Origin of the sequence: Collimonas fungivorans Ter331 (genome assembly GCF_000221045.1) — a bacterium.
GTDB classification, from domain to species: domain Bacteria; phylum Pseudomonadota; class Gammaproteobacteria; order Burkholderiales; family Burkholderiaceae_D; genus Collimonas; species Collimonas fungivorans_A.
Genome location: NC_015856.1, coordinates 24,594 through 40,379, shown reverse-complemented (window position 1 = coordinate 40,379; position 15,786 = coordinate 24,594). Strand labels below are relative to the sequence as shown.

Sequence of the window (15,786 nt, the reverse complement as noted above, 5' to 3'; positions counted from 1 at the left end):
GAATATTTATCAATTGGCATATCCGCACAATATGTTGTTAAAATAATATTTTGTCGGTAGCAGTTCCATTTCGGGGAACCCCTCATGAGCAGCCTGCTTCAATCCCTGTCCGCCTTGATACAAGGCCGGCAGCATGATCGTATATTGCGCCTCTCCTTCCCGCACGACGACGGCCCGCAAGCGCAGCTGCTGGTCAACAAGCTCGACGCCGTCGAAAGCCTGTCGCGCGATTTTGCCTTCACCGTTGAGCTGCTGTCAGACGACGCCGGCCTCGCGCTCAAGGATTTGCAAGGCAAGCTGTTCACCGTAGAACTGGTGCGCGCCGACGGCAGCCTGCGCTACTTCAGCGGCTACTGTTTTGAATTCCGCCTGATCCGCACCGACGGCAGCATCAGCTTCTACCAGGCCAGGCTCGGACCGTGGCTGCAGTACCTGCACCTGCGCAAGGACAACTTCATTTTCCACGGCAAGACCCTGCGCGAGCAGCTCGACAGCATCTTCAGCGACTACGGCACGCTGCCTGACTGGGATTTCCGCGTCAGCGGCGAAGATCCCGCAATGACCGATGCCTTCCAGTTCAACGAATCCGACAGCAACTACGTGCACCGCCGCCTGGAAGCTGCCGGCCTGCTGTATTACTACGAGCATAGCGCGCAAGGCCACAAGCTGGTCATCACGGACGATTCCACTCAGGCAGCGGCGATCGACGGCGGCCCCGAAATCCGCTTCCAGCGCCACGGCGGCGCCATCGAGGAAGACGGCATAGGCGAGTTTTCGCCGGTGCGGCAGATCGTGCCCGGCTCGGTATCGCTGTCGGGATTCAATTTCAAGAGCCCGGTGCCGATCAATGCCGGCGTGCCGACGCTGAACAAGCAGGGCAATGTTCTCGATATCGAATCTTATGAATATGTCGGCGCTTACGGCGTCAAGAACGCGCAGGATGCCGACAAACTGTCGCGCTTGCGTATGGAAGAAATCGAAGCGGCGGGCAAACACTTTGAAGCAGCAGGCAATAACCGTTCGGTCCTGCCCGGGCGCTGGTATCAATTGACAGGGCACTTTGCCTTCAACCCGTTCGGCAGCCATGAGGAAGCGGGCAAGAATGAATTCCTGATTCTTTCCGTGCACCACGTTGCGAGCAACAATTACCTGCAGCAGGCCGACCAGAAAGCCGACTACAGCAACCGCCTGACCTGCATCCGCAAGAGCATCCCATGGCGGCCGGGTCGCGGTTTCAACAGCGTCGCCACCAAGATCCTGTCGCCGCAGACTGTCACGGTGGTCGGCCCTTCAGGACAGGGCAGCATCCATACCGACGAATACGGCCGCATCCGCGTGCAGTTCCATTGGGACCGCATCGGCAATAACGATGAGAAGAGTTCGGCCTGGGTGCGCGTCGCCAGCTCATGGGCCGGCGGCGAGCTGGGCGCCAAATCGATTCCGCGCGTCGGATCGGAATGCGTCGTGCAATGGCTGGACGGCAATCCGGACCGGCCTATCGTCACCGGCAGCGTCTACAACCAGCGCAACATGCCGCCGTGGAAACTGGCGACCCAGCAGCCGCTGATGGGCTTCAGGAGCCGCGAGCTGACGCCCAATGGCGGCAATCAGCCAGGCGGCCGCAGCAATCATCTGATCCTCGACGACTCCAACGGAAAAATCCAGGCGCAGCTCAAGAGCGATCATCAGCACAGCCAGCTAAGCCTGGGGCATATCACTCGCATCGAAGACAATGCGGGGCGCAAAGATGCGCGCGGCGAAGGCTGGGAATTGCGCACCGATGGTCACGGCGTGGTGCGCTCGGCCAAGGGAATGCTGATCACTACCGAAGCGCGCGGCAATGCCGCTTCGCATATCAAGGACATGGGTGAGACGGTGCAGCGCCTCACTTCTGCGCGCGATCAGCACGAGACGCTGGCCGATATGGCGCGGCAGGCGGGGGCGCAGGAAAAGCAAGGGCAGCAAGTTGATATCGCCAAAATCCTGAAGGCGCAGAATGATGCGATCAAGGGTAGTGGCGCTGGTGGCGATGGCAATTTCCCAGAGCTGTCGTCACCGCACCTGGTGCTGGCCAGTCCTGCCGGCATCGAATCGACGACAAGCGGCAGCACCCACATCGCCAGCGGCCAGAACACCGCGATCACTACCGGCAAGAGTTTATCCATCGCCAGCGGCGACAGCCTGTTTGCCAGCATCCGTCAGACCTTCAGGCTGTTCGTGTACAAAGCCGGCATGAAGATGATTGCGGCCGGAGGCGACATTGACGTGCAGGCGCTGACCAACGGCATCAATATTCTTGCCAAGCTCAATATCACGCACACCGCCAATCGCATTACCATCGTCGCCAAGGAAGAGGTGATGATTAACGGCGGCGGCAGCTACGTCAAGTACAACGCGGCGGGAATCGAGCATGGGACAAACGGCATCTATGTGGCGCATGCCGCTACACATAGTCTGCCGGGACCAGCCAATCTGTCGACGCCAAAATTGCCGGTTCCGGTGAAAATGCCAGAACAAATGGTTTTTAACCTGCACACCTTGGCGGGGCAGAGTCACAGTATCCCTGAACCTTATGAACTGTATCGCGATGGCGCTCTGGTAGAACACGGCGTCACCGACGAATGGGGACGTATCGTGGTGAAAGATCACATTCCGACCAGTAAATATGAAGTGAAATTGAGCGAAGGCAGCAGTCTTGCCTTGCCAGTGAATCCGGAAAACAAAGAAGAACCGCAGCGTATCTCCAATCTTGGATTCCGCGATTTGGGCGACGCATCGGACGGACTGACATCGCAAGTGTAGAAAAACAATCCCTGGCCCTGAGTAGGTCTCCAGGAAATTATTTTATCCATTACAAAGCTTGGAACAACAATGAACTATCGCCGTCAGATTTCCAAGAGTTTGCTTGCATTGAGCATCATGACGTTTTCGCAAGCGGCGCTTTCCGCCATACCGAAAGAATGCAAAGACATGGCAGGAACATATCGGGTCGCTCCCATTACCGAGCCGCGCGGATTGGCTGAAATAAGCCGATATGTGTTGAATATCCCGACATACGTACCAGGCGAACCCATCTTTACCGTGGCGATAGATAATGACAAAGCCTGGCATACGGGACTAGCCAGCGGGACGCGTGTTCCGATCGAATTAAAGACCACGCAGCCTGGCGGCTCGGATACTTTTGCCGATGGAATCGATACTCCATGCCTCTACAAAATCGGGAACGATCTGGTCGTGTATCAGGTCGATTTCAGCAAGAGTGACGCAGCGACCCTCAAAGATGTCACCAAAGGCATTACTGACTACTGGGGCGCGTTTCTAGAAGATGCACAGAGCAGAGGAAAAAGTCACGTATTTGATGTGGGAACGCTGCCGCCGCGCGCATTGAACGCCGATACCATACAAAAAACCCGTTATATCGCCATTTTCCTGGACTGGAAAACCGGCATGCCAGTCCCAGAAATTCTACCCCTGGAAAAAAAATAAACTGATGCTGCCCTAAGTAATCCAACATCGCGTTAATAAATCGAAAACCACTTGAGACTGATTCGCTCTCAACGATTTGAAGGACACAGAACACCATGCCGCCAGATGTCAACAAGCTGTTTCGAACCGGGGAATTTCATATTGATGAATTGTCCCGCGAGGCCAATATCAGCAAGCAGTGGTTGCTCGAGAATATCAACAACCCTTGGGATCATCCAATTTCTGCAAACCATCTGGATTTTTTTGTTTGCGCGTCGAACGCATTTCCAAAGATCGTTGAAGATATTCAAGCGGCACAAAAAACCGTCGACCTGGTTTGCTGGGGGTTCGACCCGGGCATGGAGATCGGAAAACGCCAGGGCGGAACCTGGCCGCGCGGACTGACGTATGGCGATCTGTTATCCCAGGTCGCTGCCAAAGGTAGGATCGTTCGATTGATGGTGTGGTATCCCGCCGGTATCGGCAAGCAACTCGGACTTATGGCAAATAATCTGCCTGGCTATACCAACAAGGACGAGCTCCAACGCGTTATCAGGGCCTTCAATGACAAGGACGATCCTGATCTCGCAAACTATTACAGGGCCTTCAGCCAAACACCTGAGCGCGCGAAACATTGTGTCGACTGGTGGGAAAAAGCCATCACAGGGAAGATGCCGAATTTGCACGTGCGTCACCGTTGTCAAAGCGCCGATTCCGTTGAGCAAAGCATGCAGGGCGAAACCAATGGCTATACGTCCATTGAAATTGCGGGATTAAAGAAAGTGCCGACGCACCATCAAAAACCCATCCTGATCGACTATGAATGCCCTGGTCCTACTTCGGTGGGGTATGTGATGGGACTAAATTCAACCACCGATTACTGGGACACACCTAAACATATTTACGATGATCCGTTGCGCGGCTATCAGTGGGAAGGGACAACTGATAGCTCCAATCTCAGCCTGCGCCTGAAACCTTATCGCGACTATGCAATCAGAGTGCAGGGCCCAGCCCTATTTTGTTTGAATCGTAATTTTTCTACGGCATGGGATCGTGCCAAAATGGAATGGGATACCACTCCTTCTGCAGGATCGCTGTCTGCGCTACGAGCGCGGTTCAAAGGGGACCAATTCGTCCCGCCGGTAGGTTCGGACAAGCATATCTCCCAGATCGTCCGTACGCAACCTGAAGAAAAGGATAAAACCATTCAGGATATCTACTGGCTGGCGACCAGCCAGGCGCGTAACTATATCTATATTGAAAACCAGTATTTTCAACATACGCCTTGGGCCGAACACCTGAAAGCGATGCGTCTGAAATATACCCAAGGTATGAAAGATGCCAAAGCACCACTTCCGGTTCCTGCATTGTTTGTGTTTATCCTCATACCTGAGCCCGAGAAGGGCGGCATGGTGCCACGTACTTACGACACCATTGCGGAACTGGGCGAGGGTAAAAGCATCAAAAAATATGATGCCGGCGTCAAGAGTTCCAGAGAAATGCAACCGAAGGCAAACGATTCGTTCTTCGAAAAATTTGCGAAAAACCTTTCACAATCAGATCTCGGAGCGCAAATCGGAAATCGGCTCGCGGCAGGTGATGTTTTAGACTCGGCTGCGCGGCCCCCGGTCAGCGCAGCAGATCTGCAAGCACTTGGCATCCAAGTCTTGATTGGTAAACTTTATACACAAGGCAGCCAAGGTAAATGCCGGGAAATCTATATTCACAGCAAATTGATGATTATTGACGATGCCTTTTTTACACTAGGCAGCGCGAATCTCAATTTACGCAGCATGGCAGGTGACAGCGAAATCAATATTGCCTGCATGGATAAAACTTTGCCGCGAACAATGCGCCAAACAATATGGGGTAATTTGGCTGGAGATGATTTGAACGGCGGAGCCGGCACCGGAAAATCAATTAAAGATACTCACAAGTTATGGATCGATAGAATGACGAATAATGCAGTGGTTATCGATAAAGCAGAAAAAAATACTTCAGGAATTGGTGGTCTCAATAACCACATTGTCAGTTTCTCAGATAAACGCGGTGGTACTGGATTGGGTGTTCGTTTGGCGCAAGCTCCTGCAACCACCAGCAATACAGGGGAAGCCTCGGCATGACGTCATTTCTCAAATCGCTAAGCGGGCAAAGCGGCAGCTGGCGCCGTTATTTGTCTCTACTCTTTCTTTGTTTCCCACTTTCTCAAACGGCCTGCTCCATGGATAACAATTTGCCCCGCAATCAAATTCCTGAATTATTCCATCCCCATCGGACCGAGTTTACATGCAAGAGTGAACTTACGGCCGCCCCCCCGTTGGATCCACAGGCAGAGATCTGGTATCAGGAAGCACTGGCTCTGGATACACCCGATCTTTGGAAGGACGACCGTAACTGGCCACTCATCCTCGAGCTTTATACAAAAGCCGCAGAGCGTAAACATTGGAAGGCAATGAACAATCTGGCTACGCTATACCAAACTGGCGTATGGGGTTTGAAAGACTCCAACAAAGTCCTCGTAACTCGCAATCCGGAAGCTGCAATGACATTGACAGAAAATGCTATGCGGATGGGTGTACCTCTGGCATATGCGGTAATGGGTAACTATTATGCCGATGGTTTCGTAGTCAAAAAGGATCCGACCGCAGCTTGGGCATTTTGGCAAAAGGCCGCTGACATGGGCAGCAGTTATGCACAATTTACAGTCGGGCGCAGCTTGAATGCCGTACTGGAAAAAGACGAGCCGGAACGTGAGCGTTGGAGCAATGAGGTAATCGGCCTCAAAATGCTCGAATGTGCCTTTGCACAAGGTAATGGCGACGCGGCTGAAGCCCTTGGGAGGGATTACAACATCATTCAAAACAACAAACCCAAGGCACTACATTATTTCCATGAAGGCGTGAAATTTGGCAGCGCCGGCGCTGCAAATGCGTTATTTGCTGAATTTAGAAAAATTAATGGGCTTTCTCCGCAGGGAATAGATCCGGCACGTAGCGAACGCTATAACGTATTTGGTGATGCCTTGGAACACAATCCTGATTTGCGGTTTCCTAATCTCGACAACGTTTTACCATTGCCGCCGGCCAAATTGCCGCAGTGGAGCGGCAAACCGGAAGATCTGATCAATGCCGCCAAAGAAATACATCCTGTTCTGTCAAAGCCCGCGCCAAACGCTTCAAGCTAATTTGATAGAAGTTTCCAACGATTGACTAAGCGCTGCGGATATTTACAAAAAAAGAACCCAGGACCTGATGCTGACCCCGTTATTAATGCTACTTTTGATATGTAGTCCACCCGTCATTCTTACCTGGTTTTTGTCCAAAAAACTTGGGAAAGATTATGTAGCTCAGCACGGGATCGCCGTTGCACTTTGCGTTATATCGGTGCCTCTATCATTCCTGGTAATCCCGATTTTTGTGCTGACCCCAGCAGGTGTAATGCTTTCCGTTGTCAGCTGGGTTAAGTTCAAGCGGCAGATGGATCAGAAAGGTGAGACTGGATATTGGGTCGCAGGCTTATTGAATGCCATACCTCTGCTATGCACGATATTAATTGCATCCTTTCAGTTTTATATACTTCATACCGAGCGCTGGAATTAGTGACGGAGCGCATCGCTGTGCCTTCTTTGAAATCAACATTGATCCTTCTGCTGAGCTTGTTTATCTCTTTGCTACGCAACCTCAGCCTGGCATTACTTGGCTTGCTCCTTTGGCGAAAAGGTGATGACTCCACAAAATTCCCTGAACCTACACGGCAGGCAATTAATGAGAATGATTTTTTGGGGAAGACGCGCAGTTACGCAAGAAACCAGCTCGGACCGTCTTATACGAGTGGGAGGATGGACGGGCACTATTGCATGATGTGGAGAACCAATATTCCTGCAGTCACTGCCTACTTCTTCAATAACAAATGCGTCAGGATGGATACCGACAACACATGGCATCTGCGCGCGAAGGATGAGGCCACTCTTTTAGCGCAATTCTCAGATTCCGACCGTTTTGTGGGAATGTCCATTGAAAAAATTAAGGCCATTGCTGGAACTCCCTCGGACTACGGCAGCTTTGACTTTGGCGACGAGGTATATGAATGGCAGCAAAAGAAAATATGCGTTTCTGTCTGGTGTAATAGTGGGACATGTACAAGCGTAGAAATTTCAAGAAAATAGTGCGCTACGCATTCGATCAAGTAAGCGCACATTTTGTTTTGCGGCCTCATACAGTTCGATGTCCACCGCCGGTTAAATGTTAAATGCACCTGCAATGCGAGTTACCGAATGTGCACAAACTCGCACATGTCATTGCCGAATATTCTTTCACATTAACCACTCCAGATTCCCCGCCAGTCCCGCCTAAAAACACGCCGCACAAACCACGCAATCAATACCCAATACGGTATCGCTGCCATGAGAAACTTCATTGGATATCTACCGGCCTGCCTCATACAATCGGCGCATCATTAATCCGGCGCGCCGCCATTCCGTCCTCCCGATACGCGCTGCCGCAACAAAACCATCCCGCAAATCTTTCTCAGCAGGTGACGTAGCTTCAAAAAAACGACGATAAGCTCATAAACGGAGACAGACCATGAAAAGAAGAGACTTCCTTGGTTATGCAGTAGTCACGCCGCTATTGGCGGCTTGCGGTGTCGGCAGCGAGGACAATGCGCCAACCAATTCACCGAGCGCAAAGGCCCTTGCCGCTGCCGGCAATACCGCCAACGCCGTGTTCGCCAGCGGCGGCAACCACACTCTCTCCTGGAACAGCAGCGGCAACTGGTTCATGGACGGTTCGGCGTTCCAGTTCTTCGGCGGTGAGATCCATCCGGCGCGTGTCCCTTCGCAATACTGGGACCACCGCATCAAGATGATCAAGGCGCTGGGCTGCAACACCATCTCGATCTATCTCATGTGGAATTTCCACGAACTGTCCGACGGCTCGTTCGACTTCAGCTCGCCCGACAAGAACATGGGCCACTTCATCGACCTGTGCGCGCAGAATGGCATGTGGGTGCTGCTGCGCCCCGGCCCTTACGTCTGCGCCGAATGGGATTTCGGTGGCCTGCCGCCGCGCATGCTGGCCGATCCGCAGTTCAGGGACAGCGCCGGCAAGCTGCAGATCCGCGGCAACTTCGCCAGTTACATGGCGGCCGTCAACAGCTGGAATACCGCGCTCTACAACAATGTCGTGAAGGGGCGGACCTTGGCGGCAGGCGGTCCGATCATGCTGGTGGCCGTGGAGAACGAGTACACCTCCTGGTCACCCGATGACGGCACTTATCCGAACGCAATCGCGCAGCAGTGGACGACGCTCGGCTATGCGGAAAAATTTTGCGTGTGCGACGGTTACGCCAGCGGCTTCAAGAACAACCATATCACCCTGCCAGCCAATACCGCCTACGGCATGACCGCGGATGGCGCGTCGGCCGGCAATTATGCGACCGCCGCCGCCAATTACGGCGTAGGCGCGTTCGGCGCGGAGTGTTATCCGGGCTGGATTTGCCACTGGGGGGACGCCAGCCAGACCCTGCATGTCGGGGATTTCGTGAGCCAGGTCACCGCGCTGACCACGTCGAAGTGTTCGTTTGTGCTGTATGTGGCGCATGGCGGCACCAATTTCGGGTTTACCTCCGGTTCCAACGGCGTCAGCGATTCGAGCTGCCAGGGCACCATCACGTCCTACGACTACGGCGCGCCGGTATCCGAATCCGGCGGCGCCAATCCGAACTTTTCGCCGATCCAGGCTGCCTATGTCGCCAACGCGTCGTACAGCGTGCCGTTTGCCGCCACGCCGGCCGGCATCCCGCATATCAGCGACGGCGATATCGCGGCGGTGTCGAGCAGCCAGCTGACTTATTGCGGCTTGCTGCCCGGCCTCAACCTGACTATCCAGAACCGGCTGCCGCAAACCATGGAAGCGATGGCGCTGGCGCTGAACAAGAACCAGCCGGCCAGCGCGGGGGTGTATCCTTCCGGCGTGGCGGTTTACCAGACCACGCTGCCGGCCTCCGGCGGCAACTTCACCCTTACCTTTGACCGCGCTCCTGACTATGCCCTGGTGTTCGTCAACGGCGTGCGCGCTTCCAGCCAGGTGCTCAGCACGGCATCCAACGGCGCGTTGTCTCCGACCACATCCCTGACGATCAGCAATGCCGCGCCGAACGCCACGCTGCAGATCGTCTGCATGCCGTTCGGGCGGGTCAACTTCGGCGCCGGCGGCATGAATGCCGAGGGCAAGGGATTGTCGCTGAACGTCTACGCCAACGGCACTGCGCTGATCAACTGGAGCATGGCGCTCGCGCCCCTGTCGGCGGCGCAGGTCGCGGCGCTCACTTTCAGCGCCACGGCGCCTGCCGGCAGCCAGCCGTTCTTTGCCAAAGCCACGGTCAACATCGCGACGCCGCAAGACATGTATATCGACATGTCCGCCTGGGGCAGCGGTTATGTCTTCGTGAACGGCTACAACCTGGGCCGCTACTGGACCGCCGCCGGTCCGCAGAAGAGGTTGTACTGTCCCGGCGTGTGGCTGACCAGCGGCAGCAATACGATCGTGGTGTTCGAGTTCATCCAGGGCAGCGCAGGCAGCCTGAGTTTCTATGGTGCGAGCGGCATGCCGCAGAATATCACCGGCCCCGCCAGCACGGCAGCGGTGCCGCCGCCTGCCGCCAACACTTATTTCCTGCAGAACGTCAACAGCGGCCTGTACCTGGACGTGATGCCGGCGGTGGCGGGATCGGTCTACACCTATCCCGGCGTGCAGCCGCTAAGCGCCGCCGCGACGCAGGGCTGGACAGTAAGCACCGACAGCTTCGGCAACCTGAAGATCGTCAACGCCAGCACCGGCGCGGCGCTGGACGTCGCCAACAACAGCACGGCGCCGGGCTCCTCGGTGATCCTGTATGCGGCCAACGGCGGCGCCAACCAGAGCTGGAAAGCGGCCGGCGTCGGCACCGGCATCTACACCCTGGCCGGCAAGCAAAGCCAGCTGCTGCTGGACATCAATGGCGCATCCAAGGCGCCGACGTTGATCTCGTCCAGCAGTGCAACCGCCAACGTCATCACCAATCCGGCCGACAATCCCAGCCAGCAATGGCCGTTCAGCCAGCAATGGCGCTTCCTGCCGGCCATCGTCAACAACGGCGTCTACACCATCACCAGCGCCATCAGCAGCCTGATGCTGGGCGTCTACCAGGGCGGCACGGCCGCCGGCACCCGCCTCGGCATCGCTGCTGCTACCGGCGGCCAGGAGCAGCAATGGCGGCTGACCATTTCCAGCGGCAACTGGCAGCTGACCAACATCAAGAGCGGCCTGGTGATAGACGTGACCGGCCAGAAGACCGACAACGGCACCGCGCTGGAGATCTGGCAAGGCAACGGCGGCGCCAACCAGCAGTTCGCGCTGGTGCCGCGGCCGGATGGCGTGAGCTATGGGATCAAGGGTGTGCAGAGCGGGCGCGTCATCGACGACAACAATTCGGGTACGTCGCCTACCAGTTATGGCACGACCGATGTGTCTGCGATTACGCTGTGGGATGACAATGGTGGAGGCAACCAGAGCTGGAAGTTCGCCAAGGTGGGGTAGCGGAAGAGGTGGCTTGCCGGGGAGAAGAGGGCTTCACATGCCATCCCCGGCAAAGTCATGCTCGAAATCAGGCCGGAACCAGTTCTATTTTGATTGTTTTTCTAACGCTACCGCTACGCCCGCCAGCGTAGTCAGATTCAGGCTCGTATCGCTTTCATCCAGCAAACGATAGAGCAGCGCAACTGGCATGCATCTAGCGGCGCCATGTACAGCCAAAAACCGTCTATCTTGCTTGCTCTCATTCGTCTTGTGTCATATCCATTATTTCATCTGCAGCAATAAGGCTTGACTTAAAGTTAGCTTTAACTCGTATCCTTGCATTGCATACAACTTAGTGCATGACTTAATTCATTAAATTGCTAGGATGTTATTTATATATATGAAGAGTTTAAGGAGCCTATATGGAAGCAAGTTTTTGGCATGAAAAATGGAAACGAGGCGAAATCAATTTCCATCAAAGCGAGGCAAACCCGTTACTAACAGCGCATTTTGAAAAGTTAAACCTGGCAAAGGGCAGCCGCGTATTCCTGCCGTTGTGCGGCAAGACACGCGATATCGCATGGCTGCTGGCCAACGGTTATCGCGTTGCCGGCGCAGAGTTGAGCGGACAAGCAATTGACGAATTATTCAAAGAACTCGGCTTGACGCCGAACATCTCCAAAGTGGGGAATTTGACCCGCTACAGCGCCGACGATATCGACATATGGGTAGGCGATATTTTTGACGTGTCTGCGGAATATCTTGGCCCCATAAATGCAATATATGATCGCGCTGCCTTGGTTGCGCTGCCGGCAGACATGCGAAAGCAATATGCCTCGCACCTGATGCAAATAACCGACGCCGCGCCGCAGCTGCTGATCTCTTACGAATACGACCAATCGAAGATCGACGGTCCACCATTTTCAGTGAACGAGGATGAAGTAAGGCGGCATTATGGCGCTGCCTACCAATTGACGTCCGTTGAGATCAGGGACGTCGTGGGTGGATTGAAGGGGAAGGTTGCATCAACGGAGACTGTCTGGCTCCTTCAAAAAGCCAGCAGATAAAGCACTAAAGCGCAGTCGACGGCGGCAATCTCATCAGCCCGCCGCGACATCGGCATGGCGGTGTATCCTGTCGCCATGGATTCCCTGATAGCCGCCTCCGCTCGGGCTCTCGCCGCCGGCGATGCGCTCGGCGCCCTCAAACGTGTTGCCCTGCGCGACGATCCGCCGGCGCTGGCCTTGCGCGGTATCGCCATGGCGCAGCTGGGCGAGCATCCGCACGCCCGTGAGCTGCTGCGGCGCGCCGCCCGCGGCTTTGGCGCCCATGAGGAGCTGTCGCGCGCTCGCTGCGTCGTCGCCGAGGCCGAGGTGGCGCTGGCCGTGCGCGACCTCGGCAGCTCGCCGCGCGCACTGGCTACAGCGCTGGCCACGCTGGAGGCGCACGGCGATCACGCCAATGCGTTGCAGGCGCATCTTATTGCGGCGCGCAGGCTGTTGCTGCTTGGCCGTCTCGACGAAGCCCAGGCTGCACTGACGCAACTCGATGGACATAGCCTGCCGCCGTCGCTAGCGGCGGTGGCTGAGCTGGCTGTGGCGGAACTCGCGCTGCGTTCACTGCGGATAGACCCGGCCCGGGCGGCGCTGGCCCGGGCGCATGACGCGGCCGGTCGCGCTCGCGTGCCGGCGCTGCTGGCCGAGGTAGCCGAGGCGCTGGCCGCGCTTGAGCGTCCCGCCGCCCGGCGCCTGTTTGCCGGCGGCGAGCAGGCGCTGCGCCTTGATGAGGTCGCTGCGTTGCTGGCTTCCGATGCGCTGGTAGTCGATGCCTGCCGTCGCGGGCTGGGTGCAGATAACGCTTGGCAGCCGCTGGCTCGCCGGCCTGTGCTGTTCGCCCTGGTGCGCGCGCTGGCCGAAGCATGGCCTGGCGATGTCGATCGGGAAGCCTTGATTGAGGCCGCGTTCAACACGCGCCACCCCGACGAAACACACCGGGCGCGCCTGCGGGTCGAGATCGGCCGTTTGCGTGCGCTGGTCACAGAACTGGCGCAGATCGAGGCCACCGCGCGCGGTTTCGTACTCAAGCCGCTCGGCGAGCGCGCCGTGGTCCTGCTGGCGCCGCCCATCGACGGCGACCAGGCATCGCTGGCGGCGCTGCTTGCCGATGGCGCGGCCTGGTCGACCTCGGCCCTGGCGCTGGCCCTAGGCGCCAGCCAGCGCACCGTCCAGCGCGCGCTGGCCGAGCTGGAGGCCGCTGGGCGGGTGCGCTCCATAGGGCGGGCGCGGACGCAGCGCTGGCTGTCGCCGCCGCTGGCGGGATTCACGACAATCTTGTTACTCCCCGCCGCGCTGCAGATGGAATAGAGTGATCTTACGGCGCCGCTTTGAGGCGCGCTGCATGATAACCGCAAGGAGACAGCAATGACCCGCAAAGCCAGTATGCCCAGTAAAGACAAACCTCAGGCCAAGGCGCGCATGGCAGAGATCGTGCGCGAATACGGCCCTTTCGCCGGCGTCAACCAGGTAGCCGGCGTGACCCACGACGGCCAGCGCGTCTGGGCCGCCACTGGCGCCAGGCTGATCGCCTTCGATCCCGACAGCGGCGAGCAGACGCGCGTGCTGGACTGCCCCTGCGACGCCGGCACCGCCTTCGACGGCACCCACCTGTATCAGATCGCCGAGCAGCGCATCGACAAGATCGATCCCGCCAGCGGCAAGGTGCTGGCCTCGATCCCGGCGCCCGGCCACGGCAACGACTCCGGAATGGCCTGGGCCGAGGGCAGTCTGTGGGTGGGCCAGCACCGCGACCGCAAGATCCACCAGATCGATCCGGCCACCGGCGCCATCCTCCGCACCATCGAGTCCAACCGCTTCGTCACCGGCGTGACCTGGGTCGACGGCGAGCTGTGGCACGGCACATGGGAAGGCGACGAAAGTGAAATCCGCCGCATCGACCCGGACAGCGGCGCCGTGCTCGAGCGGCTGGAAATGCCGCCCGGCGCCAACGTCAGCGGGCTCGAATCCGACGGCGCCGGCCTGTTTTATTGCGGCGGCGGCGGCAGCGGCAAGGTGCGCGCCGTGCGGCGTCCGAAAGCAGCCGTCTCGTAACCGTCCCAGAAGCACCTCGAGCAGGGCCACCACGTTTTCGGCGCAGCCGAGGGCCCCCGCACGTCAATCTCATTCAGGCAGTGTCCTGACCAACCTCAATCAAGGAGCAAGATCATGAAGCTGTATTACATTCCATCTGCCTGTTCGTTGTCGCCGCACATTGTCGCCAATGAGCTTGGCCTGCCCATCGAGCTGGTGAAGGTCGACAGCAAGAGCAAACGCACCGAACACGGCGACGATTACCTCGCCATCAACCCCAAGGGCTATGTGCCGGCGCTGCAGCTGGACGATGGCCGTGTGCTGACGGAAGGCCCGGCCGTTGTGCAATACCTGGCCGACCTGAAGCCCGACGCGCAGCTGGCGCCCGCCAACGGCAGCATGGCGCGCTACCGCCTGCAAGAGATGCTGGGCTATATCAATTCAGAGCTGCACCAGGGCTACCTGCCCTTGTTCTACCCCGAGACCAGCGATGAAATGCGCGCCGGACGCATGGCCCATCTGCGCAAGCACTATGCGCTGATCGACGCCACGCTCGGCTTCACGCCATTCCTGCTGGGCGAGCGGTTCAGCATCGCCGATGCCTATCTGTTTGTGGTGACGCGCTGGGCGACGTTCGTCAATCTCGACCTGGCGCCGTTCCCGCACTTGCAGGCGTTCCAGGAACGCATCGCAACCCGCCCAGCCGTACAAGCGGCGCTGCACCGCGAACAGGCGGCAGCGAGCTAAACCGTTTGTAGGGTGGGCACCTGTGCCCACGCTGTACCGCCCCTGGCTATCCATCCCGGACTGCGCGTCCCGCCATTTCCGCGTGGGCACAGGTGCCCACCCTACGAGTGATGGATGGACAAGAGTTGTCATCATTTGAGGAAGTGTCAATAGGAGCAGATCATGAACACCGCTAATTCCGAAATAAAGAATCATCCCGTGGTCTCCAGCGAGCGCTGGCTGAGCGAGCGCAAGACGCTGCTGGCGCGCGAAAAGGAATTGATGCGCCTGCATGACCAGGTCGCCCGCGAGCGGCGCGCGCTGCCGTGGGAGCGCGTCGATAAGGATTACGTGTTCGACACCGCCGAGGGCCAGCGCACGCTGTCCGAGCTGTTCGGCGGCCGCCGCCAGCTGCTGGTGCAGCACTTCATGCTCGGCCCGGGATGGGAGGAAGGCTGCCCGAGCTGCTCGTTCATGGCCGACCACACCGACGGCATGAACGTCCACCTGGCGCAGCGCGACATCACGCTAATCGCCATTTCACGCGCGCCGCTGGCCGAGATCGCACGCTTCCGCCAGCGTATGGGCTGGCAGTTCCGCTGGGTGTCTTCGCATGGCAGCGATTTCAATTACGACTTCAAGGTCAGCTTCACGCCGGAAGATCGAGCTAGGGGCGAGGTCTGCTACAACTACGTCATGCAGCCCTTCCCGCACGAAGAGGCGCCTGGCGTCAGCGTGTTCTACAAGGACGACGCCGGCGACATCTTCCACACCTACTCGACCTATGGCCGCGGCGTGGAAGTGATGATGGGCGCGTACAACATGATGGACCTTACGCCACAGGGCCGCGGCGAGCGCGACGTGCCGCACAAGATGGAATGGGTGCGTCACCATGACCGCTATGAGGTGGCGCCGGCGGCCGCGTCTTCCTGCTGCGCGCATACCTGAAACGC

11 protein-coding genes are annotated in these 15,786 nt (G+C 57.6%); all 11 read left to right on the top strand.

Annotated elements, in window-relative coordinates; genetic code table 11:
• Positions 1–84 precede the first annotated feature (84 nt).
• Entirely contained in the window at positions 85–2,802 is a 2,718-nt protein-coding gene (locus CFU_RS00130; protein WP_014004018.1) for a type VI secretion system Vgr family protein, read from the top strand.
• A 69-nt stretch (positions 2,803–2,871) separates the two neighbouring features.
• Positions 2,872–3,486 carry a hypothetical protein gene (locus CFU_RS00125; protein ID WP_041740984.1) on the top strand — a complete coding sequence of 205 codons (615 nt, stop codon included), beginning with the start codon at positions 2,872–2,874 and terminating at the stop codon, positions 3,484–3,486.
• A gap of 95 nt (positions 3,487–3,581) precedes the next feature.
• Positions 3,582–5,588 carry a phospholipase D-like domain-containing protein gene (locus CFU_RS00120; RefSeq protein WP_014004017.1) on the top strand — a complete coding sequence of 669 codons (2,007 nt, stop codon included), beginning with the start codon at positions 3,582–3,584 and terminating at the stop codon, positions 5,586–5,588.
• Entirely contained in the window at positions 5,585–6,649 is a 1,065-nt protein-coding gene (locus tag CFU_RS00115) for an SEL1-like repeat protein (protein ID WP_014004016.1), read from the top strand. Before CFU_RS00120 ends, CFU_RS00115 begins: the two co-directional genes overlap by 4 nt.
• 414 nt (positions 6,650–7,063) lie before the next feature.
• Entirely contained in the window at positions 7,064–7,630 is a 567-nt protein-coding gene (locus tag CFU_RS00110) for a hypothetical protein (protein ID WP_041740983.1), read from the top strand.
• 418 nt (positions 7,631–8,048) lie between these two features.
• Positions 8,049–11,042 (top strand): beta-galactosidase, encoded by a 2,994-nt coding sequence (locus CFU_RS00105; protein WP_014004014.1) that lies wholly within the window; start codon positions 8,049–8,051, stop codon positions 11,040–11,042.
• 401 nt (positions 11,043–11,443) lie between these two features.
• On the top strand, positions 11,444–12,088 hold the full coding sequence (gene tmpT, locus CFU_RS00100) for a thiopurine S-methyltransferase (RefSeq protein WP_014004013.1): 645 nt from the start codon (positions 11,444–11,446) through the stop codon (positions 12,086–12,088).
• A gap of 75 nt (positions 12,089–12,163) precedes the next feature.
• Entirely contained in the window at positions 12,164–13,384 is a 1,221-nt protein-coding gene (locus CFU_RS00095) for a hypothetical protein (RefSeq protein ID WP_041742838.1), read from the top strand.
• Positions 13,385–13,441: 57 nt separating this feature from the next.
• Positions 13,442–14,128: a DUF5074 domain-containing protein gene (locus tag CFU_RS00090; RefSeq protein WP_014004011.1), complete on the top strand. Its 687-nt coding sequence runs from the start codon at positions 13,442–13,444 to the stop codon at positions 14,126–14,128.
• A 114-nt stretch (positions 14,129–14,242) separates the two neighbouring features.
• Positions 14,243–14,854: a glutathione transferase GstA gene (gstA, locus tag CFU_RS00085; RefSeq protein ID WP_014004010.1), complete on the top strand. Its 612-nt coding sequence runs from the start codon at positions 14,243–14,245 to the stop codon at positions 14,852–14,854.
• 162 nt (positions 14,855–15,016) lie between these two features.
• Positions 15,017–15,781, top strand: coding sequence for a DUF899 domain-containing protein (locus tag CFU_RS00080; RefSeq protein ID WP_014004009.1), 765 nt, complete (start codon positions 15,017–15,019; stop codon positions 15,779–15,781).
• Positions 15,782–15,786: the final 5 nt, after the last annotated feature.